We start from the raw sequence: 25,355 nt of genomic DNA, 5'->3' as shown, positions 1-25,355 counted from the left end.
TGAGCGCCTCCCTCATCGCGTCCAGGTCGGCGCGGAGCCGTGGTTGAGTCAAGAGCAGCGCAATAGAGGTGGACGCCGTCAGGTCGTGACGGGCACGGCCTGGATGTCCAGCTCGATGTCCACCTTCTCGCCGACGAGCCACCCGCCGTTGTCGAGCGTCTTGTTCCAGCGGATGCCGTAGTCCGAGCGGTTGATGGTGGCCCGCGCCGTGTAGATGAGCCGCGTGTTGCCCCACGGGTCCTTGGACGTGGCGGTGTGGCGTGCCTCGAACGCCACGGACTGCGTGACGTTGCGGATGGTCAGGTCCCCCAGCAGCCGGAAGCCCGAGCCGCCGGTGGGCTCCACCTTCGTGCTCCGGAAGGTGAGCCGCGGGGCGTTGTCCGCGTCGAGGAAGTCCGCCGAGCGCAGGTGCCTGTCCCGGTCCGGCGAGCCCGTGTAGATGCTCGCCGTGTCCGCGCTCACCTCCACCTCACCGTGCACGGGTGAATCCGGATTCACCTTGAGTGTGCCGGAGATGCGCTCGAAGCGGCCATGGACGCGCGCCACCACCATGTGACGGGCCACGAAGAGGATGGAGGAGTGCGCGGGGTCGACGTTCCAGGTGGTGACTGCGGTCATGAAGAAGGCTCGAGGATGGAAGTGGACAGGAGCATCTACGAGGCACCCTCCCCTCGTTCAAGTGAAGAGCGTGGGGTTCGCGGAGCGTGTCACGGAAGGGAAACGCGACGGTGAAGGTGGCGCCTCGCCCTTCCTCGCTCACCACCGAGACGGTGCCCTCGTGCGCCTCCACCACCTGCCGGGCAATCCCAGCAGGTTCTCCACCAGCGCCGTCAGCCGGCGCACCTGCTTGCCGGCGGAGAGGATGCGGTCCCCCAAGACTGGCGGGAGGCACCGCCCTCCCGCCAGTGCCGTCCCCGGGCCCGTGAGGCTCAGTGGCCGCCGGCCGACTCGCCTTCGAACGCGGCGATGCTCTCCGGAGGGGCCTGCACCCGCTCGATGAGCACGCCCTCGCCGCTGAACGGGAGCTGCTCGTTGCCCGTGGGGTGGACGAAGCAGCGGATGCCTCTGGGCGCGAAGCACAGGCCCTGCTCCTCCAGCCACTTCACCGCCGTGGGCAGGTCATCCACCCACAGCCCGACGTGGTTGAGCGGCGTCTCATGGACGCGGGGCTTGCCCTCGGGGTTGATGGGCTGCATCAGGTCCACCTCCACCTTGAAGGGACCGGCCCGGCGTACAGCACGGGCGGCACACATCCGCGGCCTTCCTCGCCCCCTCTGCTCCAGCCCTCCACCCTCAACAGCTCCCCAATTTCTCCTATGCTCTGCTCCGACGAGCGCATGGGAGGAGTCACATGAAGGCACTGCATCCCTTTTCGCTTTGGGCCGCTGTCTGTCTCATGGGGTTGGGTTGTGCGGGAAGTGAGCCCGGGAGCGCGGATGGCGCCCCGGCATCCGTGCACATGGAGGGCCCCGCCGCGGGAGACAGCGCCTGGGCGGAGGCGCCGCTCTGCTCCGAATGCGCTCCCGATGATGGCGGCGTGCCCGCGGACGACACGGTGCTCGTGACGAACCACGAGAGCTACCACACCCTGGCGGGGGTCGCGCAGCGCCCCTATGACATGTCGGCGAACCCGCCCCACCTGCTCGTCCCCGACGCGGGGACGTTCACCCGCATCGACGGTACGGCCACGGATGGCGGCTACCTGTTCACAGGGGTGCCCCAGGGCACCACGTACTACCTGAGGAGGAACCGGACCGTCGTCGTCACGGACGCGAGGCATGTGGAGATCGGCACGGACCTGCTCGGCCGACCGGACGCCATCTTGACGGACATCGGGGTGACGCCGCTGGAGCTCGACCTGTCGAACCTCGCCCCGTGGGCCCCCTACGGGAGCGCGGCGGGGCCCTCCAGCCTGGAGCTCGTCTCCGGCCAGCTGGACGTGGCGGGTGACGTCTACTTCTACGACGAACCCCTGGCGGGACAGACGCATGTGACCACCACCCAGGCCGAGAGCTGGAACATGGGCCTGCCCTTTTCCGTCTTCGAGGCCGCGCGGGGTGACGCGCTGTACGTGAACCAGCTCGGCGCCGTGGACGCGGGCGCGCTGCCGAACGGAAACGCCCTGACGAGCCTCACCGTGGTCCGCAGCGTGGAGCTGGCTCCCTTCGACTTCACTCCGGATGGCGTCACCCCCCTGCCGCTCAGCGGGGTGATGCAGTCCGTGCCGACGCAGGCGCTGTCCGTCGACTGGCGGCTCCCCGAGTACACCGCCCGCGCCGCGCAGATTCACCCGTCCGCGACACCCCAGAAGCCGCTCCTCGTCGTCGAGGCTGGCGCACACAGGCCCGAGAGTGGCTGGGTGAGCTATTCGGGAACCCTGCTTCGCCTGGAGCTGCCCACGGGCGCGTCGTTCAACTTCACGCGCCTGCTGTCGTACGGCACGCCGTTCCCATCCACCTGGGCACGGGTGGGCTCCGCGGTGTACCCCTTCCGTTATCGGGACGTGCTGCCGGATGGCTCCGGTCGCACCTTCTCCATGAGCTTCCACAACATGATTGTCCGTGACCGGGTGGAGGGCCTCGCCGCGGCCCCCCTGCGGCCCCGCGTCACGCCGCCACGCGGGCTGACCATTGACGGCCTCGACGCGAACGTGCAGCGGCAGGTGAGCTCTCCGAGCCCCGTCGTTGCCTGGCTGCCGCCGGACGTGGGCAATCCCACCGGCTACCGCGTGGCGCTCCACCGCTATGACGAGAGCCTTGGTTACGGGCGCGCGTCCCTCCAGCTCTACATCCACGTGCCTGGCTCGACCACGCAGGTGCGGCTGCCACCCGGCGTGCTGCTGCCGGGCTCCATCTACTTCCTGCTCGTGACAGCCATGGACGTCACCGGTCACGACGTGAAGAGCCGTCCCTTCAACACGCTCGGAGGGTTGCCCCAGGGCACGGCGGACGTCATCAGCTCCTTCTTCACCACGCCTTGAGCCGGTGGCATGCCAGGCGGCCCCCTGTACCACACCGGATTGTCGAGACACTGTCGACTGCATCGGTTCTCGCCGGGCCTGACTCGGCGTCGTCCGGGAGTCCGTCCAGCAGTAGGACGCGATTGGATGGGCGAAAAGCTGAAGGCTCATGCCCTTTCGCGCTTCCACTGCTCCCGCCGCCGCAGCTCGGCCTCGCTCGGCGGCTTGCTTTCGAATGAGCCGATCGGCACCTCGCCGGCCGGCTCGTAGGTCGCGAAAATGACGCCTCTATTCGACACGAAATGGTCGACGAGCTTGAGCGCGCCTGGCTTCTCCGACCCGTCGAAGATGCGCTTGCCCCTGCCGAGGAGCACCGGGAACGTCATCAGTACGAGCCGATCGATGAGCCCCGCGTCAAGCAGCGGCGGATAGAGGGTACTGCTGCCCTGGATGAGGAGGTCGCGCCCGTCGCTGCGTTTCAGCTCTGACACCACTTCCACGGTGTCACCGGAGAGCCGATGGCTCCCCTCCCAGCTCAGCGGCTCGCCCGAATGCGTCAGCACATATTTGTTGATGCGCTGGAATTTCGCGCCAATCGGATCGTCGAGATTGTACGGCCAGAAGGCAGCGAAAATGTCGTAGGTGCGCCGAGCCAGCAACAGGTCGTAGTCCGCGTCGAAGAGCTTGCTGGCCGACTCATGCATACTCTCGTCCCAGAAGTGGAACGTCCAGCCGCCGAGCGTGAAGCCGCCGGTCGGGTCCTCCTCGGGCCCGCCCGGCGCCTGCATGACGCCGTCCAGCGACTGGAAGACGGCGCCCGTGAGCTTACGCACTGACGCCTTCCCCTTTGGCGGCCGCCTCGATCGTCGCGACGTCGATCTTCCTCATCGTCATCATCGCCTCGAACGCGCGCCTGGCCCGCTCACCGCCTTCGCTCAGCAGGTCCGTCAGACGCCTCGGCGTGATCTGCCAGGAAAAGCCCCATTTATCCTTGCACCAGCCGCAGGCGCTCTCTTCTCCGCCGTTCTGGGTAATTGCGTCCCAATAGCGGTCGGTTTCCTCCTGGCTCTCGGTCATGACCATGAAGCTGACAGCCTCATTCGGCTTGAAGTTGGGCCCGCCATTGAGGCCAAGGAAGGGCTGGCCGAGGACCGTGAACTCGACAGTCAGTTCGTCGCCCTGCTGGCCGCCCGGATAGTCGGACGCAGCTCTATTCACAGCCACGACATGGCTGTCGGGAAAGATGGACGCGTAGAATTCGGCGGCCTTGCGGGCTTCGCCTTTGTCGAACCACAGGCAGGTGACCAGCTTATTGCTCATGAATTCCTCCTCGATGGGTCAGATGGTGCGCCGGCGCAGGACCATGGCACCACCAGGTCCATGTACCGCAGCGAACAGGAGTCCGGCGGTGAAAGTGAGATGACTAGCGAACAATCCGTGCGCCATCAGATTGCCGCTCCACTGCTCCGGGCCGAAAAGGAGAGGCCCAGGGACAGGACGTAGTCGGCGGCGATAATCGCCGCTTCGGCAAGGACCTGAAGGGCCAGGACTCCGCGTACATGGCCGCGGCGCTCGCCGCCGGGGTGCTCGCGGGGCGGTTCGAGGAGACCACCGGAGAGGTCGAAATCATCGACTTCCGCAACCCGCGCTTCGTCTGCCAGCCGCGCCTGCTGCGCGTCTACGGAGGCGAGAACCTCTTTCAGGTTGTACCCTCGGACATCGCGAACAACATCCGGAGGACATGGTGCGCAAAGGTTCGTGGCTACCGCTGGCGACGCTGCTGCTGGGGAGCATTCAGGCGCGGGCGCAGACGCAGGAGGCGCCGGGCCCTCATGACCGGGCCGAGGCCATCAAGATCATCGCGGGGCTCCGCAAGATCGTGGCGCCCGAGGGGCTGGAGCGCACCGAGAAGCTCCGCATCGGAGGCATCGACCAATGGGTCTCGGTCCGTAGCCGCGACCTGCGCAATCCGGTGCTGCTCGTGATCCACGGTGGCCCCGGCTGGGTGGCGATGCCGACGAGCTGGTATTTCGCCCACGGCTGGGACGAATTCTTCACCGTCATCCAGTGGGACCAGCGCGGCGCGGGCAAGACGTATGTCGCGAACGATCCAGCCACGGTGGCCCCGACGCTCACGGTCGAACGGATGCACGCCGATGCCGAGGAGATCGTCAAGTGGGCGCGCAAGACCTTCGGCAAGGAGAAGATCTTCGTCCTCGGCCATAGCTGGGGCAGCATCCTCGGGCTCACCCTCGCGGAGCGGCACCCCGAATGGCTCCACGCCTATATCGGCGCCGGCCAGGGCATCAACGCGCGGGAGAGCGAGCGGCGCGGCTGGGCCTGGACGATGGAGCAGGCACGCGCGGCGAAGAACGAAGAGGCAATCCGCGACCTCGACTCGATTGCGCCCTATGCCGTTGGCAAGACACCGGTGCCGGTGAAGGACATCCTGCTCCAGCGCCGCTGGCTCAACTTCTTCGGCGGTGCTGCCTATCGGCGTCCCGATGCGAGCTTCGAGGGCGCAGCGGTGAATCTGTCGCCCGAATACACCGAAGAGGATGTGCGCCAGGTCTGGAAGGCGCAGGAGCTCTCGGTCGAGAGGCTCCTTTCCGCGGTCCTGACGGCGGACCTGACGCATGTGAAGCGGCTGAAGACGCCGCTTTTCCTGTTCCTCGGACGCCACGACTACAACGTCTCGGCGACGGCGGCCGCCGAATGGTTCGCGGGCGTAAAGGCACCGTCGAAGCAGCTCGTCTGGTTCGAGCAGTCGGCGCACGAGATGCTGGTCGAGGAGCCGGGCAAGGTGCTGCTCTCACTCGTCCGCCATGTCCGCCCGATTGCCGAGCGCGCCGGCGATGTCGCGCCCGTCGCCGCCCGATAGCTCCGAACGGCACGGCGGTATCCCTGATGCCTCCGGCCGTCCTGTTGGTCCCGGCCACGCGCCGGAGGTAGGCTCGCGCGTCATGGCTCGCCGCAAGAAGGCCGAGGAGATGGCCGCTTGCGTCCGCAACCTGCTCGCGATGGACGCCGTCGGCATCATGCGCCGGCTGGACGCACGCCGCGACGAGATGTTCGCCCTCTTCTCCCGCCTGCGCAGCCGCGAGCCGCTGCTGGGCACCATCGCCTCCCGCTACGGCACCGGCGCCTTCGAGCACCTCATCCACCTGTTCGAGCAGGAGCAGGCGGTGATAGCGGCCCTGGCACCACTCCTATCAGCGGCGGGTGAAGGACATGGACACGCGCCCGACCGCGAAAAAGAAAACCCCGTGGCACCTTGCTGGCGCCACGGGGCTCTCTCTTCTCAGTGGAGGCGGCGGGAATCGAACCCGCGCCGGGCGGTGCGAAAACCCCAGCGGAATCGCGCCCTTACCTCGTAACCGCCCGGAATGCTTGGGAGTCGATATCCCGCCGCGTCCCATCCCGTCCCGCCCTGTTCCAGCCCGTTCCGCAGGCTCACGCGACATAGACGCAACATGGCGGGAGCCGTCAGCGGGACGTAGCTCGTCTACGCGCTGGCTTCGGCCTGGGTGCGCGCGTCAGGCCGGGAAGTCCGAAGCTCTAGCTCGACGAGCGCCTGTCCCGCCTCGTCGTAAGCGCGCCTGATCTCGGCCGCCGCTTCGCGCTTGCCGTAGGCCCCCCCGAGACACTCACGAAGGGCCGCAGCCAACTCGCTTGCCGACTGGAAGCGCTCGGCGGGCTTGCGTTGAAGCACCTTGCGCAGCGGCAGACGTAGCGCTTCGGGGAGATTTGCCGTTGCCGCGTCCACGTCTTCGGGCGTGTAGGTCGCCGCGCGCCAAATGGCCGCTTCACTACCGGGGCCCCAACCGGAAAGGCGGGCACGCTTGAGCGCTCGCCTGACCTGCTGGAGTTGCCGCCGCGACAGCTTCGCCTTGACCGCGTCGGGAACTCCGTCGGGCGCGTCGAGCAGGTTCTTCCCGGTCGCCAATTCGAGCATGACGAGCCCAAGCGAGTAGAGATCGGAGCGGGCATCTACACGGCCGGTCAGCAGCGTTTCCGGCGAAGTGGAGTGAACAGGCCCCTGCGGGCGGGCCGTAGTGGAGACCACGCGCCCCGGCAAGTTGGAGATCGACAGGCCGAAGTCGGCCACCTGAACCCCACCGTTCCAATCCATGAAGACGTGTTCCAGGTCGATCGCCCGGTGGACAATCCCGAGCGGTTGCCCGTGTTCGTCGGTTGCCGCGTGCGCATGCTCCAGGGCGCTCGCCACCTGCGCGCCGACGTACAGCGCGAACAACGGCGAGAACCAACGCCGACACTCCGACACGATCGTCAAAAGGTCGTTCAGGTTGTTCCCTGTCGGGTGCTCGGTGATGACGTACCAAGCACCTTCGGCCTTGTGCAGCCCGTGGACACGCAGGATCGCCGGGTGCTTGAGGTACGTTGCCAGGCGCACCTGCTCTTCGAGCTTCGTCCTTGCCCGCTTGACTCGACCGCCTTCCGGGCCCGTCGGCGCTCCAACCGCCTTGAGCAGTACCTTCCCCAGAATGCGCCCGTCCCCCGCGCGTCGCCGCGCAACGAAGAGGCTCAGCCCGTGGTGCGCCTCTCCCAAGTCTTCGCGGAACTCGTAAGCGAAGGCGTCGTCGCTGAACAGGATCGCTCCCTTGGGGAGCTTGAACTCAATTCTCGGCATCCTCGATCCTCCCGCCGCTCGCGCTGGCAATGTGCCAGCGCGACGAAGGGGCACGTTACCTATGGGATTGGACGGAAGGGAACCACCTCACAGGGTGGTGTGCCGAACTTGGGCCCGAGCCGAAAACGGACCACCTACCCGGCACGTCACCCTGCGAGTAGCTCAGGGCCACTCAGTAACAGGCGTTCCGTTCGCCCCGTTGAAGGCTCTCCCTGCCGTGTCCTTCAGCGCTTCGGCGGTCGTCTCCACTACGAAGCACACGGGCAGCTCGTCCTTTCCAGGAACCTTCACGCGGTCATACTTCACGATCACCCTTCCAGGACTCCCGGCTGGCGTTCTCTTGGGAATGAGGTAGACCTTCCCCCCAAGGAACCGCGTGCCTGGAGGAGCGACCTCCCACTGCCGACCGGGCACAATGCCTTTCGGGACGACCCCCACCACCTCCGAGCCTGCGGAGAACCAAAGGCGCGCGTCGCGCGCGTGCCGGTCGTCGATGGTGACCTGAAACACTTCGTTGATGTGCCAGCGAAGCACGTCGGTCATGGCCTCTGTTGCGCCGGCTGGGCACTCGAAAGGTTCGGGCCGCACCTGGACACCGGGACACCCTGCCGCAAGGGCGGCGAGGAGCGGCAGCGCCTTGCACACGTCCGGCATGGGGGGGGCCTTCTGGCCGCGTCCAGTGCGCGCCTGCTTTGGGGCTTCGGGTCGCTGGGTCTTCACGGTTGAAACTTCCTCCTGGACGGCGGCAGGTGACGAACCTGCATCCCCCGGAACGATGGGGGCGGGGGCTGACATATCAGGCGAGACTGTCTTGGGGGACGGGGAAGGGACGCGCGGGGCCACAGGGCGCGTGGCGACGTGCCGCTCGGCAGATGAGGCGGGCTCTGTTCCAGGGAGCCGCCAGAGGGCCACGACGGCGGCAAGCACGGCGACAGCGGCACCTGCCGCGAACGCCCTCAGCTTGCGAGATCGGGGCTTTCTCGTCGGCTCCAACGTGACCCGCGCCGCACCGTGGCCGGGCTCTGTCTGCCAATGTTCCGAGGGTGGATGAACCGGCACCGTGTAGTCCGCTCCCGGCTGCGCTAGAAGCTCCGCAAACTCGCGCCGAAGCGCCTCGGTATCGACCGGGCGCCGCTCGGGGTCTCGGGACAGGATGCTTTCGGCAAGGTCGCTGAGTGCCTCGGGGACGCGAGCGTTCAGCGGCCTTGCCGGTGGAGGAACGGCAGCCGGGTTGTTAAGGGCGAAGCGGTCGCGGTGCTCCGTCGGTCGCGCGTCAGTCAGCAATTCGTAGAGCATCGCACCGACCGCGAAGATCTCGTCGGCGACCTGGAAGGCGTACCGCGCTCGGCGAGCGTCTTTACGCTCGTTCAGGAACCGGAATTGCTCAGGCGCTCGGAATCGATCGGTTCCGGGAGGAAGTCCTGAGTCGGTCAGCTCTTCAGCCTGCGCGTAGGTCGCACAGCTAAAATCAATGATGACCGGCTCACCATCGCTCTTCCGAATCAGAACGTTGGACAGCTTCAAATCACGGTGAAGAATGCCCCGGCTGTGCATGTAAGCCAACGCCGAAGCGATCTTCACGAACACACTCAGAGTCTCATGCGCGGTCGGGTGCTTGCGTTCCATCCATTCGCCGAGCGTCCAGCCGTCGACGTAATCGAGCACAAGGTAAACATTGCCGGTCTCCGCGTATCCATACCCGCGAGGACTGACGATGTTCGGATGGCTCAGCATCAAGAGAATGCTCAGCTCTTGCACCACACGGGCATGAGTGCGCTTCTCGTCCCCGCTGGCGTCGCGGTGTCGCGCGAGCTTGAGCGCGTATAGCTTCCCGTTCTTCTCCACAAGGTAGACGACAGCAAACCCGCCGTTGCCGAGTTCCTTCTCGACGTGCCATCCGTCAATCACCGTGCCAGCCGGCAGCCTGACCAGATTCGAAATCATCGATCGCCCCCCGCCGCACGCATGGGGAAAGCCACGCGGGGAATCACAAGGTTCCGGCCACCTGCCCCACGTATCTCCAGTGCGAAGACCTCGCCCGCGCCTGGGGGCAGATTGTCAGCCACGGCGAGCACCCGCAGCGACCCACCGGGAGGAGCGTCTTCGCCCCCCACTGTTACGACCCGAGCCCGAAGCGGGACACCACCTTTCCCCGTCAGCGTCGCCTCGCGCGGTGTCCACGGTCTCTGACCGGCCGAGTTCCAGATCCTCACGTCCACCAGCGCCCACCTAGGCCCGCGATACGTCCAGCCGAACTCTGATTGCAGGCCCCTCGGGTCGTCCGAAGCCGCCTCAACCGTGCCCGTCGGAACGCCCTCCTTGTCGGCGTAGCCCAGCAACACGAAATCTTCCGGTCCAGGTGGGGGGCGCGGCGCTTCGGCAGGGCACGCGGCTGTCGGCTGCTCGCGGCGTTCCACGTCGATCCGCGCGTCCACGTCGGCCGGGGCGGTCACGAGCACGAACGCAGCCCGTGCAGGTGCGCGCCCATCCGCGAAAAAGACCGAAAGCTCGTGACGTTCGCCCGGTCCGAGATCCGCCTCGGGCTGAACGATGATCGAGCGCTCGCCCACGTCGACAATCCGAATCCGCGACTCGTCGACCGGAACCGCCACCTTGTCGACCGTGCGCAGCACTCCGTCAACCGTGAGCGTGCTCTTCGCAATCTCCGTCGGGAAGTACAGCAACGTCGGCGTTGCCTTCTCGACGCGAATCTCGGGCAAGGGCTCGGCAGGGGTGCCGGTGACTGCGACGGGCCGCACTCGCGGCGTGCGCGGCGGGGCGGCATCGGCTCGCGGCACAGCTCCGCCCAGCAGCACGAGAGCAAGGGCCAATCTAACGGGTTGCAGCAATGGTGCATGACCTCCCGAGACGGGACGCTACCATCGGCTGCGCCTGCGCAGGGGCACCGTCTCGCCCGCAGCGGCTCGCCCCAAGGGTCTACCGGAACACCCTGCCGCCCCAGAGGAACGCACCCCCGACGAGCGGCACGCTGTAGGTGTTGACGCGCACCCTGGTTGAGGGAGCGAGGCCCGAGTTCGAGCCGGCTGCGTGATGGGGTCGCGCCGCCCGCCCATCGTCGGCGAGAAACTGGAGCGCCGCGCCCGCTGATGTAGCAGGCGGTCAGGAGGACCGGGAGGAAGGTGTGCAGAGGGTGCGGGAACACCCTGGCTACGCGCGAGGAAGATGAGCACCTGGAGCGCCTGAAGACCCGGCGGTGAAGCGAGAAGCGGATGGGGTTTTTCGGGTTTGCGTCTTCACGACGTCCAGCGCTGGCTGGAGGCGAAGGAGCAGTAGCCCTGGAACGTCACTGTGTGCCGGGTGGAGCCGCCCCGAGCGGGGCCCGGCGCCGAGGCCGGCCCCCGCCGTCACCACGCAGTGTGGCGGTAGTCCTTGAAGAAGTTGCCCCACACGTACTGGCCGGTGTTCTCCGCGGAGATGACGGGGTCCACCACGCGGGCGGCGCCGTCGACGATGTCCAGCGGGGGCTGGAAGTCGAGGTCCTGCTGCTTGCGCTCCGCGTACAGCGCCGGGTCTTCATCGGTGACCCAGCCGGTGTCCACGGCGTTCATGAAGAGGTTGTCCTTCGCGTAGTCGGGCGCGGAGGTGAGCGTCATCATGTTCAGCGCGGCCTTGGCCATGTTGGTGTGCGGGTGGCGGTCCGTCTTCGTCCCGCGCGAGAAGCTGCCTTCCATGGCGGAGACGTTGACGATGTGGCCGGGCGTGGTGCGCCCCCGGGTCATCAGCGGCTTCAGCTTCCCGCAGAGGATGAAGGGCGCCACCGCGTTCACCAGGTGGACCTCCAGCATCTCCGCCGTGGAGACCTCCGCCAGCTTCATCCGCCAGGAGTTCATCCCGCGCAGGTCCACCTGCTGCAGGTCCGCGTCCAGGCGCCCCTGGGGAAAGAGGGCCTGGGTGTCGCCCTCCTGCTCCATGGCGTACGGCAGCAGCGACAGCGCGGCGGACGAGTGGATGCCGAGCGAGGGGTCGCTGCTGCGCCAGGTGGCCATCGCCGTGCCACCCGTGCCGGCGTCACCGAGGGCGGGCCGCACCGCCGCGATGCACGCCCTGTGTCCAGCCAGCAGCGGGCGCGTGTGCGCGGGGAGCTGGCCGAGGGGGCGCAGCTCGCCCTCCAGCAGGTGCGCGTAGAAGCCGGGCGGACGGCGCACCGTCTGCGCCGCGTTGTTGATGAGGATGTCCAGCCGGTGGTGCGTCTGCTCGAGGTGCCGGGCGAACAGCTCCACGCTGGGGGCGTGCCGCAGGTCCAGGCCATGGATGTGCAGCCGGTGGGACCAGTCCGCGAAGTCGGGCTCCCGTGCGTAGCGCTCCGCCGCATCCTGGGGGAAGCGCGTCGTCGCGATGACGCGCGCGCCCGAGCGCAGCAGCATCAGCGAGGCCTGGTAGCCAATCTTCACGCGCGCCCCGGTGATGAGCGCCACCTTCCCGTCCAGCGGCGCCCGCTGCGTCCGCTTCGCGTAGTTGAAGTCCCCGCACTCGACGCACATCGCGTCGTAGAAGAAGTGCAGCTTCCGGTACTCCCCCTTGCAGACGTAGCACTTGCGCGGAACGGCGAGCAGGCGCTCGGGGGCCTTCGACGGGGGCGGCGGGGGAAGGCACGGCACGGTGAAGACCGCTTCACGGCGCAGCGTGCGAATCTCGGTCGTCGCGCGGAGGGTACGGTCATGCTTCTGCACGGTCTGCTTCCGCTCCCGCCTCAGCGACTTCGCGAGCCGCGACTTCGTGTCCCGGTCCGGGTGCACCACCCGGCCCGCGGCGGAGAGCAGGGCAATCTTCTCCTGCGGTGGGAGCTCCGCCAGCAGCATGCGGTTCTGGCCCATGGCCTCCAGGAGCCGGGTGCAGCGGCGCACCTCGTCCAGGGACAGCGCGGTGGGCAGTGGCGTTTCGTCAGGCGGGGGGAGGGCTCTCTCGGCTTCCTTCACGCAGGAGGGAATACCTGCCAGGGCCCCCCGAGGGAAGGGCGGCGATGGGCTCGGGCCTGATGGGCCGGTGGCAGAGCGTGCGGCCGAGCCTGATTCACTTCGGCTTCGGGAGCGGGGACACGCCACGGCGCTTCGCGAGGCGATGCGCGAGCTGCGTCTGACTCAGGCCCATCCCCATTACTGGGCCCCCTTCATCGCCGTGGGCAGCGACGCGCCCCTGCGTGCCCTGGCGCCCATTCCCCAGCCGCCCCAGGGCTCGAATCGAGGCGCTGCTCCGCTGCGGTATTCATGAAGGAGTCCATGCCTACTTCATGAGCAGGGCGCATGGCGGACAACGCAATAGCCGCCAGAGGGCACAGCCCCCAGTCGCTCGCTCCTCCGACGGGGTCGCTAGCTCGGTGACCGTGGCCTCGCCCTTCGACAGCCGGGCGAGGCTCGCCCGCCGGGGCGGGTCGGCCAGTGTGGAGAAGGTGCGTGACAGGGTATCGGTCGGCATCGTCAGTCAACCAACTTGACAATCAACCTCACGGTTAAATGCAAGTGGGTTGCTCTTCAGGGGAGGTCGGCGGATAGGGGAGCACTCGCTGCTTCTTTCCAGGACGCAGGCGCGTCCTCATCCACGCGGCGAAAGGGGTTCGGGGAATGGCTCGCGAGGCTCGCGGGAGCTGGTTTCCCTCTGAACGAGCCAGCTCCTCGGGCCTGGCACATGGGTTGCTCTCGTGGCGGCTGCCCGAGCGGTGCTCTCCCCCCCTAGACACCGGACTCGGGCTTGAACCCTTCAGAGGACTCTCATGAATCGAAAGCCTTGGGTTACCCGTGTGCCCTGCGCACTCCTGCTTACCTCCATACTCTCGGCCTGTGGAGCGGACATACCGGATGCTGGCGTGCAGGTGGATGCGCCTCCCGCCGAGACACGCATCTCCGTACCGAAGTTGCTGGCAGCTCCCTCCAGCCTGGATTGCACGAAGAGCCCTTTCGGGCAGCGTTTCCTCATCACCGGAGAGCATGAGCCCTACGTGTCCTTCCGCAGCTCGGTGGGGGCCCCGGTCGACTACACGTTCGATCGGATCGGCGCTCCTGGGGCCGAGTCTCTCGAGCGCATATGGACCTTCAGCAACACGGATGGTGCCCGGAAGACCATCACCTTGCAGAAGAACGTAGCAGCGGATCTGAACGGCGACGGCCGCTCGGAGTTGGTGATGTCCTTCAAGGACGCCAACAACAGCACGCAGCTCATCTCCATCACCAACGCCGGGGGCGGCTCACGTACCCCCTACTATTACGCGGCTCCCGGCCTGAACAACTACCGCGAGACGGCGATCGCGGCCGGCAACCTGGATCGCTCCAGCAACGAGGATGACGAGATCGCCTGGGGGTTCATCGACTCGGATGGGATGACGCAGATCTTCATGTTCGATGGCAACGCCTCGGGCGCCATCGCCCACCCCGACGGCTACGTCCAGGGCTACTGGCGCCGGAGCGCCGCGACGGGCCGCGTCGGGGTGCGCTACCTGGATATGGCGGTGGGAGACCTCGACAACGACGGCAGCGATGACGAGATCGTCCTGGCGTTCCTCGACTCACAGTCGATGGTCCAGCTCATCGTGCTCAAGTACGAGCCCGGCTACACGCTGCCCAACAGCCAGGCCATGAACTACCGCGAGCTCGCCACCACGCGCATCGGTCTGCAGGGCACGGAGACCTCGGAGCTGAAGGTGGCCGCGGGCGACATCGACGGCGACTACAAGGACGACGTCATCGTGGGTTTCGGGGTTCGCGATCCCGACACCAGCTATGCCACGCAGCTCCAGCTGCGCGCCTTCAAGCTCTCGTATGACAAGAAGACGCTGGACCCCTTCATCCAGTGGGATCGCCATTTCTTCTTCCGCGGCCTCGGGCTGGCCATTGGTGACACCGACGGTGACGGGCTGGCGGAGGTCGCGTTGGCCTTCCACGGCTACGAATCGACGCTGCTCAACGCGTCCCAGAGCATCTCCATCGGCACCGGCTTCAATGCGCTCACCTTGGACTCGCACGACGCGAGCGCCACGCTCCCGGGGGACGACACCTTCCTGGTCCACGGCTCTCTCTTCAGCGCCGCGGACTCCCGCTCCGGAGCCAGCATGAGCCCCGTCTCGCTGGCCGTGGCCGACATGGACAACGACGGGCTGCAGGACATCGCCGCCGCCTTCAAGGATGGCGGCAACGCGCTGCAGCTCATCCGGCTCGAGGACCAGCGCGCGCCCTTCACCCCCCTGCAGCTGGCGAGTACCTGGCGTGACACCGGCACCTCCTCGCCGAGCTTCGTCTCGCTGGCGCTGGGCGACTGGACGAACGACTCCATCCGCGCGCACTACGAGCCCGTCAACGGCGCAGGGATGAGCTGCCAGACGGTGGTCGAGCCGCAGATCACCTCGGCCGTCTTCGTGCCGCCCTTCTGGAAGAACATCAACCCGCAGAACTCGAGCGGCTCCATCGGCGAGTCCAGCATGGTGGGCAAGTCGCAGGAGACGTCGCTGACCTCGACCACGTCCAACTCGGTGACGGGCTACGTCGGCGGCGGAGTGGACGCGGAGGCGTTCTCGGTGTCCGTGAAGGTGTCCGGCGGCTACGAGTGGAGCGCCTCGTCGACCAGCTCCAGCGGCTCGGGGGACAGCACCAGCATCTCGTCCGCGTGGACGAACTCGGATGACTTCGCCATCGTCCAGAACCACACCTATAACTGCTACACCTACCAGGTCCGGCAGGGCAGCACCGCCGCCGACAGCTGGGCGCGCTTCTGTGACCACCGGAGCGTGGCCGAGGAGTCCCCGGTCCTGAACACCTGGGACGTGCAGTACAGCCCGGTCAACAACGCCAACACCTCGCAGTGGGCGCCCATTGTCCGGGACTGGAGCAACCTGGCGCTGTTCCGAGGCCCCTTCACCACCCAGTCCAGCCTGTGCTGGAGCGGAGAGCCGGCCAGGGCCGTGGATACGAACACCGATGGCATCTACAGCCATGGCTCCATCACCCACACCTGCTACGAGAGCACTCCCTGGTGGCAGGTGGACCTGGGCCAGTCGCAGCCGGTGGGCAAGGTGCGCCTGTGGAACCGCAGCAAGAAGGACTACTGCGACGAAGGCCCGTGCCCCGCGCGCCTGAAGGACTTCTACGTCTTCGTCTCGGACACGGACTTCCGGACGATCTCGAATGACCCGAACGTCCTCAAGAACGACCCGCGCGTGCACGCGTACTACAACCCGGGGATGGGCGGCGAGACGACCACCTTCCTCACGCTGGCCCAGGGCGCGCCCATCAGCGGCCGCTACGTGCGCGTCCAGCTGGCGGGCACCAACTCCCTGTCGCTGGCGGAGGTGCAGGTGTTCGGCACCAACCATGTCGAGCCGGACCGGTATCCGTCGGCGGTGAGGGATTCGACGCCGAACGACGGCGAGTTCGAGGCCGAGATCTTCGACACCCTGAGCCAGACCTACCGTTGGGTGAAGGTGAAGGGCAACCTGCTCTGGGACGGCGCGACGCGCAACGTGCTGGGGAACAAGACAATCGGCCCCGGCGGCGGCATCGCGTCGTGGTCGCTGACGCAGGAGCGCTCGGGTTGGAGCACGGAGGCCTCATCAACGTCCAACACCTGGAACGCCGGCATCTCCCTGGAGGCGAGCGCGGGCGTGTTCTACAAGGTCGAGGCGGGCATCTCCTACGAGTTCTCCTCGGGCGTCACCCGGGATGAGGCGCACACCCTGTCGTGGAGCAACAGCTTCGAGCTGGGCGGCGGCGTGGGCGGCTTCCCCTCGACGGTGAACAACCGCGTCGTGGTCTGGCCGGCGCAGTGCAACTACCAGGTCCGGCCCTACTACTACGAGGTGACGGTGCGCTCGAACGCAGGCTACGAGCACCGGCTCATGGCCGTGGACTACACCGTGCCGAGGACCCTGGACCGCAGCGCGAACATGCAGCCCTGCCGCGCGGGCGAGTACACCCTGCCGTCCTTCGCGGCTGGGCTCGAAGAGCCCGCCTCGTCGAAGCTCGAGGCGCTGCTGAGGTGAGCCTGCTGGAGTGAGAAGTTCGTGATGGGCTCGCGGGGACTCGGGAGCGTGCCAGTCCTGGCACGTTCCGCTCCCACGCAAGGCTTCAAACCAGCGGCCGCGCGCGCTCCTCGCGAAAACCCCGTGGCACCTTGCTGGCGCCACGGGGCTCTCTCTTCTCAGTGTCGTAGCTCGGCGTAACAGGTCCTCCGGAGTTCGGCGACCCCGTCCGAAGAGCAGTCGTCGCCGCGCTGAGAGAGTCCTGTTCACCCTGCCAGATTGCGCCGACCCGCCTCACCAGAGAAGACGGTGCTCGTGCATCGGATACCCAACTCCGAGGAGGCCGCTGCGGAACAGAGGCGCGCCCTGGAGGCGCTGCCGGCCGAGTGGCTCGACACGGAGCGTGAGCGCTTCTCACGCGTCCTCGACGACAACCTCCAGCCTTGCCCGAAGGGATGACGTCAAGATTGGCGCGGAGGTGAATCCATTTTCCTCTCACCCTCTGAGATGGAGAGGGGAAAGAGGGCGCGGTGATTGATGTTCGGGTAGTACGCCGCGAGGTGGAGCTCTCCCGCGATCAGCACCCACGTCCGCCTGGCCGGGTGGGGCTGCTTCGTCAGCCATTCTTCCGCCTCCTGCCGCGTGGAGAATGACGCGGTCGCGACCGGGGGCTCGACCTGCTTCAGCCAGGCGAGGTAGTGGTGGAGGTCTCGATTCCATGGCAGACGGCGGAAGCCCGTGTCGCGATCATAGACCACGTCATGGTACGTGTCTCCGACCAGGATACGAGCGGAGTCGGGCGGATTCGCGTGGTTCTCCAGCCAGGCCTCCGCCTCCTGCCGCGTTTCAAACGCGGCCACGATGAAGGGCGGAGCATGGGTCGCGACATGCTCGACGAAGTCACTAAAGGACTCGTGCTGACGGGTGGCGGAGATGAATCGGAGCGCCTCGATGATGAGCTGGAGGGACGCCTGCTCTCCAGATGCGTGCGGAGCATCGAGGAGCGCCTGGAAGAAGCGCTCTGTCCTGCCCAGGAGTTCTCGCAGCTCCGGTGAACCCTCGCCGCAGGAGGCCGCGGAGACGCCGGAGGCACCGCTCCGTCGAAAGTCCACGAAGAGATACCACTGGCCCGTGGCGGAGATGAAGTCCAGGGCGTCCCGGGCGAGGCCGAGAATCCGCTCCTGCTCCGGAGGCTGCTCCGGACTCCAGCGCCTCCCAATCACCTGCTGTGCTTCCGAGAGGGCCATCCGGCTCGTCATGGCTTTACCGCCAGGCTTCGTGGCTCGGAAGCCACATCGGACGATGCGAGGACGACTGCTGGTACGAGCAGCAGAGCCAGGCCACCGCTTCCGGCGACAGCGACGACGAAGGTCACGCCCGCTATGATGATGAGGGTTCCCACCAGCAGTTCCTCATGGTTCTGCTTCACCCATGCGGCCGCTTCATCAATGGCTTGAAACTTCATGGTCTTGCCTTCCTCAAGTTCCTGGAGCCGGCAGCAGTCAAGGTAGGCGGGCCGGCAGGCGTTGCGACAATGCTCATTCTTCGAGCCTGCGCTCATATGGCTCCAACTGCGGCCCTTCAGGCTCGCCAGGCACATGTTCTCACACGCAGCACGCTCGTCCTCACAGTCACGATTGAAGGATGCCTGGACGATACGTCCTCGCGGACGGCGGGCTTTCGCCAGATGCGCATGCAAATCGAACTCGTTGACGGGTCTCCACGAATGAGTCACCTGCCCGTCAGGCGCTCTCGCAAGGATGAGGACGTACCTGCTCAGTTCCCGTGCGTTTGTAGGACCTGGGAAAGAGTGTCGCGTCGCGCTGCAGGAGAGCAGGAGCAGGCTCAGGCTGGAAACCATGAGCCTCCTGACGATGGTTGGAGTAGCCATGGAGTGATTCTTTGTCCGCTTTCCCCGGAAAGGCGTCAAGCACCGCGCAGGGGGCTGAGGTGTGGAGGCAGGCGGCGGGTCTTGGCGTACGTGAGTTGAGGCTCAAGAGGCGCCAAGAGGTCCAGGCCCCTGCTACGCACCTGATGGGAGCGCGGTCTGGGCAGGCGTGTACCCCAAGGGGGCTCAAGCGGCCTGTCCACCGGACGGGAGCATCACTCGGGCGGCCCCGTCAGCGGCCCTCCTCGGCCCCTCTGCACCCTCCCTCCCCCTCAACAGGGCCTCTATCCCGCCTATAACGTAGGCGTGGGTTCCCCTGCCCTGTCCCAGGGGAACGTGGGCCTGTCCCTCCTGCTCTCTAGAACCCGATGCGTGGACGAGGGCAGAGTAGCGGCCATGGCACGAACGTTCGCCTCCCTGCTGGGACTGATGGGTGCGCTGCTGACCGCATGCGCCTCCACCCCGAACGACACGCAGCTCGCCTGGGAGCACATCCCCCACTATGACCTGATGGGCCCCATCGTCCCGTACTACTACCTGCGGTGAGGACCGGGAGCCGCGCATGAAGTTCTTCGAGGTGCTCGAAGGCACGAGCACACCCCAGACGGGCAACATCGACGGTGCGAGCCGATGGTGCATCCCCAGCATCGAGTGCGCGGTGTGCGGAGGATATGGCGGTCTCGGTGAGGCGTACCCGACGGTGGACCTCAACGACCTACCCGAACGGGCACTGCTGGAGGAGCCCCGGAGCCTTCAGTCCGTGTCATTGGAGGAATACCGCCGGCTATGCGAGCTGCTGCGGCCCCGGGTTCCCGCCGGAGCCCCCCTGGAGCCAGGAACTCAGCTCGGGCCCGTCAGTGGCAAGGCGTCGGGCCGCTTCGGTGACTTCTTCTTCCAGGCCCCCTGGACGCTCTGGGCATCACGGGAGGCCGTGGAGAAGCTCCAGGATGCGGGCGTGCGGGGCCTCCGCGGCGCGCTGGGAGAGCTGCGCTACCGGAGCAAGCACCCGCCGGAGCTCCTCGAGCTGGAGCTTCAGGTGCGAGGAAACCTGCACCCTTCCTGCTTCCTCGCCGACTGGCAGCCCCCCTGCTCGCGATGCGGTAGCAACCACAACGGCTACCCGGCGGAGACGGCCGCCCTGAAAGCAGTGACGCTTCCGGAAGACGTGGACCTCTTCCGTCTTCACGAGTTCAAGACGGTCATCCTCGCGAGCGAGCGCTTCGTCACCGCGGTGAAGCACCTCCAGCTTGGAGCCATTCAGTTCCGCGAGCTACCGGTCCGGTAAAGGACGGACTCGCGTAGCCCCTTACGGTGCCGGAGCTTTCTCTGGCGCCGACACCGCGCCCGGAGGCGCCGCCGGAGCCACGGCCGCCGCCGGCTTCGACTCGGAAGCATGAGGCAACGCGGCCAAAGAAAAAGCCCAGCAACCCGGTGAGATTGCTGGGCTTCTGAATGTGGAGGCGGCGGGAATCGAACCCGCAGACAAGGCGATGGAAAACCCCAAGCAGGACGCGCTGTTACCCGCTATCGCCTTGATTCTCCTCAGGTTCGTCATCCCGCCCCGTTCCACGCTGTTCCCCCATGTTCCGCCTCAATCCACGCTGGCGGGGCACACTGAGGGCACATGCGATTCAATCCCGCCACACCGGCTGCCCCAACACGCCCTCGCGGGCGACCGAAACGAGCTAAACGAGCGCCCACGATTCTCGACGTCCAGTCGCGGGAGGAGTAGTTGCCTGTGATCATTCATGATAGGCTGTGGTTACCCGTAAGCGTGTCACGGTAAGCTCCGAAGCTAGCAGCGTCCGTTGGTGCAAACCCAAGGACTTAAATTGCTAGAAACATGCGCCCGCCTTGCAAGAGAGCGCGCGACGCAATGCATCGCCGAGACTGACGCATCGGCCACCTGAGGGCAGATAACGCTGCGTTTCAATTGAGGCTCCACACCATGCCAACCAATGTTCAGGCAATCTTGGAGGACATCGATCGGACCCTGCGCGAGGCCGAGAACATTCGGACGGAAGTGCACGATGTTCCCAACTTAGGGGCCCGGTGGATTGAGCGCGATCGGCCACCTCGAACTTCGACCAAGCGAAGTGCTGAGGATATTGCACGCGCCTGCCTGATGCTCTCGTCGGCTATCACCCGGTATGCCCCGCCTAACTCCCCTTACCGGGCGCAGACGGACGCGATTCTGGCGAAGTATGGTCCTGCCAACGACCATGTGCGTCAGCAGCTTCTTGGTGCGTTGCGGGGAATTCGCCACGAATACGAACACGGTGCGCTCAATGCGGTCACCGAGCTGGTTCATCGTGACTTGTTCGCCGACTTCCTCGAAATGGCCCAGCATTTAGTAGAAAAAGGATTCAAGGATCCCGCCGCAGTTGTCGCTGCCGGAGTTCTTGAGCAGCACCTACGCCAGCTTGCGCAGAAACATGGCGTATCCCTCCTTAAGGAAAATGGAGAGAACAAGTCCACCGAAGCCATCAATGCGGAACTGGCCAAGGTGGGCGCCTACGATACCCCGACGCAAAAAGAAGTGACGGCGAAGCTCGCGCTACGCAATCAGGCGGCTCACGCCGAGTGGGAGAAATATGATCTCCGGCAAGTAATCCTTTTCATCGACTGGGTTCGATTCTTCATCGCGAAGTTCCCAGCCTAAACCAGCTTTCACGACTTCTGCCACTCAGGCCGTCCCGAAGTTCAGCTCTCGGGACCCAGCGCAAATTGACCGTTCGAAAACCGTGAACGTTCATTGAGTACTACTTGGTGAGATGTCCCTTGGAGAGCCGGAGGAGTCCGAGGGAAGCGGCCAAGTAGTATTAGAAGGGGATATCGTCCGACCCATCGTCGCTCGCCTCTGGGATAGGGGCGTGCCCCTCAACAGCCACTTGGTTGGAACCGGCAAGGGCAGTGACAACACGGCGGCCGATCTTCAAAAGCATGTCGAAGGTTATCACCTCGACACGGTGCAGGTGCCCATTGAGCCGCCGAAGCGCTTCGACCTGCTCGCGGTCCCCGTCTCTGCCGATGATAATCCGCGCCCGTACCTTGCGGACATCTTCCTCGTCGCGGACCCTAATGCTGAGGACATCTGCATCCAGTTCTTCCAAATCGCGCATCACTTGAGCAAGCGCCGCGCTGAGTTCCTGACGTGGCACCCATGATCCTTGGTGTGACCGGTCGGCGAGGAAGAGTGGCTTACCCTCAAGGGGCGTCTTAATCTCAATTAGCTCCAGGCAGTTGTCCACAGTGCGCCGGAGCATGAAGTCTTGCTGCTGGTCGCGCGTGAAGCTGCGCTGGGTGTGGCGCTCGCTGTACTCGGACCCGAAGAGCCAAGGATTGTCCGCCAATAGGCTCTGAAAGGCTGCTTCGCGGCCATTACTTTCAATGAGACGCTCTAACTCATTCAACACACTCTCGAAACGGCCGATGTTGATAGCAGCAACAGCAGCGCGGAGCCCACTTGGGCTAGAGCGTGCGGCGTTCGTGAGCGAATGCAGAGCATTCGTGTCGCCGCGTACAGCTTCTAGCAGCTCAACCATCAACTCGGAGCGGCGCTCCGAGGTCAGGATATCGAGCGCGCGGCGCACAGCATCAAGGTCCACCTCGTTGTCGACGGGCGTAAGGAGGACCTTGCCGAAGATCTTCTCGCCACGCGCTTTGGCAAGTGCGTTTAGGAAAGTGACCAAGCGAGAGATCTGCTCGTCATCATCGAGCGTGATAGATTTCTTCTCATCTGGCACCCATGTGCCACCCTTCCTTTCCAGCCGCTGGGTTTCCAGCTTCACCGCGATATGGTGATCCTCGCCGGTCTCATCGTTGCGGATCTCCCAGGCGACTGCCGTCTTCACCGCTCGCTTCCCATCTTTAAGAACTACATTGGCGAGCTGAGTCCTCTGCATCCCCGCGAGGCCCGGTCGAGCGGCGGACGCGAGATCAACACGCTTGGCGACGACCGGCTGGCTTGCCCCTGCGTGAGCAACCTCGTTCTTCTTCATGCCCCCTCCAATGAAGCCCGAGCGACCAGCTTACTGTACCCCGATTCCCGGGCCGACTACGTAACCAGGAGCCTGACGCGGCGCTCCATGGTGAAGTACCGCTGCGGCCCCTAGCGCAAGTTCCACCGAGCCGGAATGTCCGCGCAGCGCGCCGGGGGCTTTGACACGGTGCGTGATCGACGAGACCTAGCTACCCGCCCGCCATCCTCGACGGGGTCCTATCCCAACCGGCATATGCTCTGGTGGCCGCTCGTCATGACCGCCGTGAGTTCCCTTCACACAGTTTCGGCAGCACAGGCTACAGTCCAAGTCACGCGCCAACCAGAGCCGAGGGTGTCAAGTGGATCATGACGAGATAGACCTCATCCGAAAGCAGTTCCACTCAAAGAAATGGCCCAAGTGGCTTGAGTCGGTATCAGTTTCCGGACTAAGGGGTTGGACAGGACAAACCGTCTCCTTCGGGTTCCCAGTAACAGCCATCGTTGGAGAAAATGGCACAGGGAAAACAACCATTTTGCGCGCCGCAGCCTGCGCATATGAGGCAGATGGTGGTGACCCGTTCTATCCATCTGACTTCTTTGTCGACACTCACTGGGATGTGTTTCGCGACATCTCTCTTCAATACACGACACGTCAAGGAGCAGTGCCGGACTCCTTTAAGCTCAGAAAACCGAACGAGCGCTGGAGTTACCCGGAAAAACGCCCTAAAAGAAATGTCTTCTTCTTCGACATTTCTCGAATCCTCCCCATTGACGCATCGGTTGGATACGCAAAGATTGCAAAGCAAAAAGCGGCGGAAATATCAACCGAAGAAATATCGGCCGATTACAGAGAGCGCCTGAGTCACATTCTTGGTCGCGCCTACTCAAAAGCTCGCTTCGCCAAAACCGCAGTAGATAAAAAGAAGCAGGTTGGTCTGCTGACGCGAGAATTCGGCGAGATCTCTCAGTTCCATCAAGGCGCGGGAGAAGATGCAACGCTGGATCTGATTGGCAAACTGCAGTCCGTTCCAGACTTCTCTCTACTTATTATTGACGAGGTTGAAGCATCGCTGCACCCTCGTGCTCAGCGCAGACTCATGCGCTTTCTCTTGTGGTTGAGCCGTCAGAAGCGACTCCAGATCATCGTTTCGACTCACAGCCCATATATTCTTGAGGAACTCCCAGAGGAAGCCCGCGTCCTTCTTCTTCCGGGGCCCAATGGTGTCAACACTGTTTACGGTGCCAGTCCTGAATTCGCTCTGAGCCGCCTTGATGAAAATGCTCGTCCCGAGCTGCATATTTTTGTCGAGGATCGCGAAGCTGAAGTGCTCTTGAGAGAAATTCTTGTTTCTGCCCCAACCGGGCAAGAAATTCTGCCCCGGCTCTTGATTCTCCCGGTTGGCCCCTCAAATGCCGTGACAATAATGGGAGATCTGTCGGCCAAGAAGAAACTCCCGTACCCTTCCATTGCCGTTGTTGATGGCGACACCGGAGCAGGCAATGGTTGCATTGCGCTTCCCGGAACGGTTGCGCCTGAGAAGATGGTGTTTGGAGAGCTGAAGGCCAAGAATTGGCCAAATCTCACCGACCGTTTTGGTGTAGGGGCGGGGAGTTTATTCGCGTTTCTTGATGACGCGATGCTGGAGCCGGACCACCACAAATGGACAGGAATGGTTGGGGATCGCATTCTCAAAAGCAAGAGCGCGGTTTGGGACGTGCTTGCAACGGAGTGGGTTAGAAGCTGTCTTTCCCAAGGCGAAAGAGAACGCATCGTCAGTGCAATCTCTAATGCTATCCCTGCTGGGAAATAGGGATTGACCAGCCTTCCCCAATACGAGGGCGGGTAGATGCTTGCCTCGCGAGCCCACATACTCGTCCCCGTTGGCCAGGCTGGGAACAGTGTGCTGGCTATCGGTTACTTCTTCTTGGCTCTGCGCTGCCCATCCCAGGCGCAGTTGTCACCTCTTCCAAGTGACGTGTCGCATGGGGCGATGTTCGCGAGTCACGGGATGGCTCAGTCTCCGTCAAAAGCTCGTCCGCGTTGAGGGAGCCGGTGACAGGCGCTGTGATGCCGCCCTCGTCGGCGGGTACCTCCAAATCCCAGAGCCTGTCACCTGCCTCTACAAGCGCCCGCTGAACCTCCTTCACAGCGTCTTCGCCCGTATAGGGCCCCAACTGCGCCAGCCGCGCACGCATGACGGCTTCCAACTCGGCGGTCGTGGCGAAGCGCTCAGCAGGGTTGCGCCGCAGCAGCGTGTGGAGGATGTCGCGCAGAGGCACGGGCAACCCCTCCGCCGCGCGCTCGATGTCCTCGGAGCGGTAGGCCATGGCGCACCAGATGGCGTCCTCCGCGAATGGCGGCAGCTCCGTCACCATCGACGCCACCGAGGCCGCGAGTGCCTGCTCCCGTTCCTCTTTCGATAGCCGCGCCTCCACCTCCTCAATGCGCAGGTGGCCCGGGTCGTAGAGGTGCCGCCCGGTGGCGAACTCCAGCAGGGTGAGCCCCAGGGAGAACAGGTCGGCTCGCGCGTCCACCACCTCGCCCAGCAGCGCTTCCGGAGCGGCGTAGAGGACTTCGCCCTGGGGACGCGGAAGCGAGGTCGCCAGCCGACCTGCCAGGCGTGAGAGGGCCACCCCGAAGTCCGTGAGCCTCACCTCGCCGTGCGGGCCCATCCGAATACGAGCCGGGTTGATGTCGCGGTTGACGATGCCAAGCGGCAGGCCCGCGTCATCCGTGCGCGTGTGTGCGTAGTCGAGGGCTGCCGCGACTTCCGCGCCCACGTAGAGGATGAACGCCTCGGAGAAGTAGCGTCCGCACGCCTGGGCCAAGCTCAACAGTGTTGACGCGCACGTCTGCTGATGGGCGAGCAAGCCGGCTGGTTGATGGGCATCCGTCAGGAGCAGGCGGGCCGT

20 protein-coding genes and 1 pseudogene are annotated in these 25,355 nt (G+C 65.2%); 9 read left to right on the top strand and 12 right to left on the bottom strand.

What is annotated here, in order from left to right:
- Window positions 1-78 precede the first annotated feature (78 nt).
- Window positions 79-618, bottom strand: coding sequence for a YceI family protein (locus K8638_RS39300; protein WP_223759882.1), 540 nt, complete (start codon window positions 616-618; stop codon window positions 79-81).
- Between the two features lie 311 nt (window positions 619-929).
- Window positions 930-1,361, bottom strand: a complete 432-nt coding sequence (locus K8638_RS39295; RefSeq protein WP_223759881.1) for a VOC family protein — start codon at window positions 1,359-1,361, stop codon at window positions 930-932.
- A 92-nt stretch (window positions 1,362-1,453) separates the two neighbouring features.
- Between K8638_RS39295 and K8638_RS39290 the strand changes: the two genes are divergently transcribed.
- On the top strand, window positions 1,454-2,980 hold the full coding sequence (locus tag K8638_RS39290) for a hypothetical protein (protein ID WP_223759880.1): 1,527 nt from the start codon (window positions 1,454-1,456) through the stop codon (window positions 2,978-2,980).
- A gap of 146 nt (window positions 2,981-3,126) precedes the next feature.
- On the opposite strand, the gene K8638_RS39285 is transcribed toward K8638_RS39290, so the two are convergent.
- Entirely contained in the window at window positions 3,127-3,792 is a 666-nt protein-coding gene (locus K8638_RS39285; RefSeq protein WP_223759879.1) for a dihydrofolate reductase family protein, read from the bottom strand.
- On the bottom strand, window positions 3,785-4,279 hold the full coding sequence (locus tag K8638_RS39280; protein WP_223759878.1) for a VOC family protein: 495 nt from the start codon (window positions 4,277-4,279) through the stop codon (window positions 3,785-3,787). The genes K8638_RS39285 and K8638_RS39280 overlap by 8 nt, the downstream gene beginning before the upstream one ends.
- Window positions 4,280-4,700: 421 nt before the next feature.
- Here K8638_RS39280 and K8638_RS39275 point away from each other — a divergent pair, with 421 nt between their 5' ends.
- Both K8638_RS39275 and K8638_RS39270 read left to right on the top strand, forming a co-directional pair.
- On the top strand, window positions 4,701-5,840 hold the full coding sequence (locus K8638_RS39275; RefSeq protein ID WP_223759877.1) for an alpha/beta fold hydrolase: 1,140 nt from the start codon (window positions 4,701-4,703) through the stop codon (window positions 5,838-5,840).
- A gap of 82 nt (window positions 5,841-5,922) precedes the next feature.
- The gene (locus K8638_RS39270; RefSeq protein ID WP_223759876.1) at window positions 5,923-6,336 is read left to right on the top strand and encodes a hypothetical protein; all 414 of its coding nucleotides are present in this window, start codon (window positions 5,923-5,925) and stop codon (window positions 6,334-6,336) included.
- Window positions 6,337-6,464: 128 nt separating this feature from the next.
- Here the strand turns inward: K8638_RS39270 and K8638_RS39265 are convergent, their stop codons facing one another.
- From K8638_RS39265 to K8638_RS39250, 4 genes are all read right to left on the bottom strand, one after another.
- Complete coding sequence (locus tag K8638_RS39265) at window positions 6,465-7,610, bottom strand: protein kinase (RefSeq protein ID WP_223759875.1); 1,146 nt, start codon at window positions 7,608-7,610, stop codon at window positions 6,465-6,467.
- Window positions 7,611-7,772: 162 nt separating this feature from the next.
- Window positions 7,773-9,554, bottom strand: a complete 1,782-nt coding sequence (locus tag K8638_RS39260; protein WP_223759874.1) for a serine/threonine-protein kinase — start codon at window positions 9,552-9,554, stop codon at window positions 7,773-7,775.
- Window positions 9,551-10,426, bottom strand: a complete 876-nt coding sequence (locus K8638_RS39255) for a DUF2381 family protein (RefSeq protein WP_370644230.1) — start codon at window positions 10,424-10,426, stop codon at window positions 9,551-9,553. The genes K8638_RS39260 and K8638_RS39255 overlap by 4 nt, the downstream gene beginning before the upstream one ends.
- Before the next feature lie 549 nt (window positions 10,427-10,975).
- A complete protein-coding gene (locus K8638_RS39250; RefSeq protein WP_223759872.1) occupies window positions 10,976-12,547 on the bottom strand; it encodes an SDR family NAD(P)-dependent oxidoreductase in 1,572 nt (523 codons plus the stop codon).
- Between the two features lie 103 nt (window positions 12,548-12,650).
- On the opposite strand from K8638_RS39250, the pseudogene K8638_RS45455 reads away from it, so the two are divergent.
- Together K8638_RS45455 and K8638_RS45450 are read left to right on the top strand one after the other, a co-directional pair.
- Window positions 12,651-12,839: pseudogene (locus K8638_RS45455) on the top strand (hypothetical protein); the annotation flags it as partial.
- A 724-nt stretch (window positions 12,840-13,563) separates the two neighbouring features.
- Window positions 13,564-16,593, top strand: coding sequence for a discoidin domain-containing protein (locus K8638_RS45450; protein WP_223759871.1), 3,030 nt, complete (start codon window positions 13,564-13,566; stop codon window positions 16,591-16,593).
- Window positions 16,594-17,033: 440 nt separating this feature from the next.
- On the opposite strand, the gene K8638_RS39240 is transcribed toward K8638_RS45450, so the two are convergent.
- Entirely contained in the window at window positions 17,034-17,831 is a 798-nt protein-coding gene (locus K8638_RS39240; protein ID WP_223759870.1) for a hypothetical protein, read from the bottom strand.
- Window positions 17,828-18,133 carry a hypothetical protein gene (locus K8638_RS39235; protein ID WP_223759869.1) on the bottom strand — a complete coding sequence of 102 codons (306 nt, stop codon included), beginning with the start codon at window positions 18,131-18,133 and terminating at the stop codon, window positions 17,828-17,830. The genes K8638_RS39240 and K8638_RS39235 overlap by 4 nt, the downstream gene beginning before the upstream one ends.
- A gap of 723 nt (window positions 18,134-18,856) precedes the next feature.
- Between K8638_RS39235 and K8638_RS39230 the strand changes: the two genes are divergently transcribed.
- The 3 genes from K8638_RS39230 to K8638_RS39220 all read left to right on the top strand — a co-directional run bounded on the left by K8638_RS39230 (window position 18,857) and on the right by K8638_RS39220 (window position 21,122).
- A complete protein-coding gene (locus K8638_RS39230; RefSeq protein WP_223759868.1) occupies window positions 18,857-19,006 on the top strand; it encodes a hypothetical protein in 150 nt (49 codons plus the stop codon).
- Between the two features lie 16 nt (window positions 19,007-19,022).
- On the top strand, window positions 19,023-19,745 hold the full coding sequence (locus K8638_RS39225) for a double-CXXCG motif protein (protein WP_223759867.1): 723 nt from the start codon (window positions 19,023-19,025) through the stop codon (window positions 19,743-19,745).
- A gap of 663 nt (window positions 19,746-20,408) precedes the next feature.
- Window positions 20,409-21,122: a hypothetical protein gene (locus tag K8638_RS39220; RefSeq protein ID WP_223759866.1), complete on the top strand. Its 714-nt coding sequence runs from the start codon at window positions 20,409-20,411 to the stop codon at window positions 21,120-21,122.
- Window positions 21,123-21,282: 160 nt separating this feature from the next.
- Here the strand turns inward: K8638_RS39220 and K8638_RS39215 are convergent, their stop codons facing one another.
- On the bottom strand, window positions 21,283-22,461 hold the full coding sequence (locus K8638_RS39215; protein WP_223759865.1) for a Shedu anti-phage system protein SduA domain-containing protein: 1,179 nt from the start codon (window positions 22,459-22,461) through the stop codon (window positions 21,283-21,285).
- Window positions 22,462-22,801: 340 nt separating this feature from the next.
- On the opposite strand from K8638_RS39215, the gene K8638_RS39210 reads away from it, so the two are divergent.
- Window positions 22,802-24,253: an AAA family ATPase gene (locus K8638_RS39210; protein WP_223759864.1), complete on the top strand. Its 1,452-nt coding sequence runs from the start codon at window positions 22,802-22,804 to the stop codon at window positions 24,251-24,253.
- Between the two features lie 97 nt (window positions 24,254-24,350).
- Here the strand turns inward: K8638_RS39210 and K8638_RS39205 are convergent.
- On the bottom strand, window positions 24,351-25,355 hold a 1,005-nt coding region (locus K8638_RS39205; protein ID WP_223759863.1), incomplete at its 5' end, for a protein kinase.

Source organism: Myxococcus sp. RHSTA-1-4, from assembly GCF_020037125.1.
Taxonomy (GTDB): Bacteria; Myxococcota; Myxococcia; order Myxococcales; family Myxococcaceae; genus Myxococcus.
This window is presented reverse-complemented; position numbering and strand designations above follow the sequence as displayed.

Excerpts from the sequence above, each read along its gene's own strand:
- K8638_RS39300 (WP_223759882.1), bottom strand. The coding sequence starts at position 618 with ATGACCGCAGTCACCACCTGGAACGTCGACCCCGCGCACTCCTCCATC.
- K8638_RS39280 (WP_223759878.1), bottom strand. The coding sequence starts at position 4,279 with ATGAGCAATAAGCTGGTCACCTGCCTGTGGTTCGACAAAGGCGAAGCC.
- K8638_RS39275 (WP_223759877.1), top strand. The coding sequence starts at position 4,701 with ATGGTGCGCAAAGGTTCGTGGCTACCGCTGGCGACGCTGCTGCTGGGG.
- K8638_RS39270 (WP_223759876.1), top strand. The coding sequence starts at position 5,923 with ATGGCTCGCCGCAAGAAGGCCGAGGAGATGGCCGCTTGCGTCCGCAAC.
- K8638_RS39265 (WP_223759875.1), bottom strand. The coding sequence starts at position 7,610 with ATGCCGAGAATTGAGTTCAAGCTCCCCAAGGGAGCGATCCTGTTCAGC.
- K8638_RS39260 (WP_223759874.1), bottom strand. The coding sequence starts at position 9,554 with ATGATTTCGAATCTGGTCAGGCTGCCGGCTGGCACGGTGATTGACGGA.
- K8638_RS39240 (WP_223759870.1), bottom strand. The coding sequence starts at position 17,831 with ATGACGAGCCGGATGGCCCTCTCGGAAGCACAGCAGGTGATTGGGAGG.
- K8638_RS39235 (WP_223759869.1), bottom strand. The coding sequence starts at position 18,133 with ATGAGCGCAGGCTCGAAGAATGAGCATTGTCGCAACGCCTGCCGGCCC.
- K8638_RS39230 (WP_223759868.1), top strand. The coding sequence starts at position 18,857 with ATGGCACGAACGTTCGCCTCCCTGCTGGGACTGATGGGTGCGCTGCTG.
- K8638_RS39225 (WP_223759867.1), top strand. The coding sequence starts at position 19,023 with ATGAAGTTCTTCGAGGTGCTCGAAGGCACGAGCACACCCCAGACGGGC.
- K8638_RS39220 (WP_223759866.1), top strand. The coding sequence starts at position 20,409 with ATGCCAACCAATGTTCAGGCAATCTTGGAGGACATCGATCGGACCCTG.
- K8638_RS39215 (WP_223759865.1), bottom strand. The coding sequence starts at position 22,461 with ATGAAGAAGAACGAGGTTGCTCACGCAGGGGCAAGCCAGCCGGTCGTC.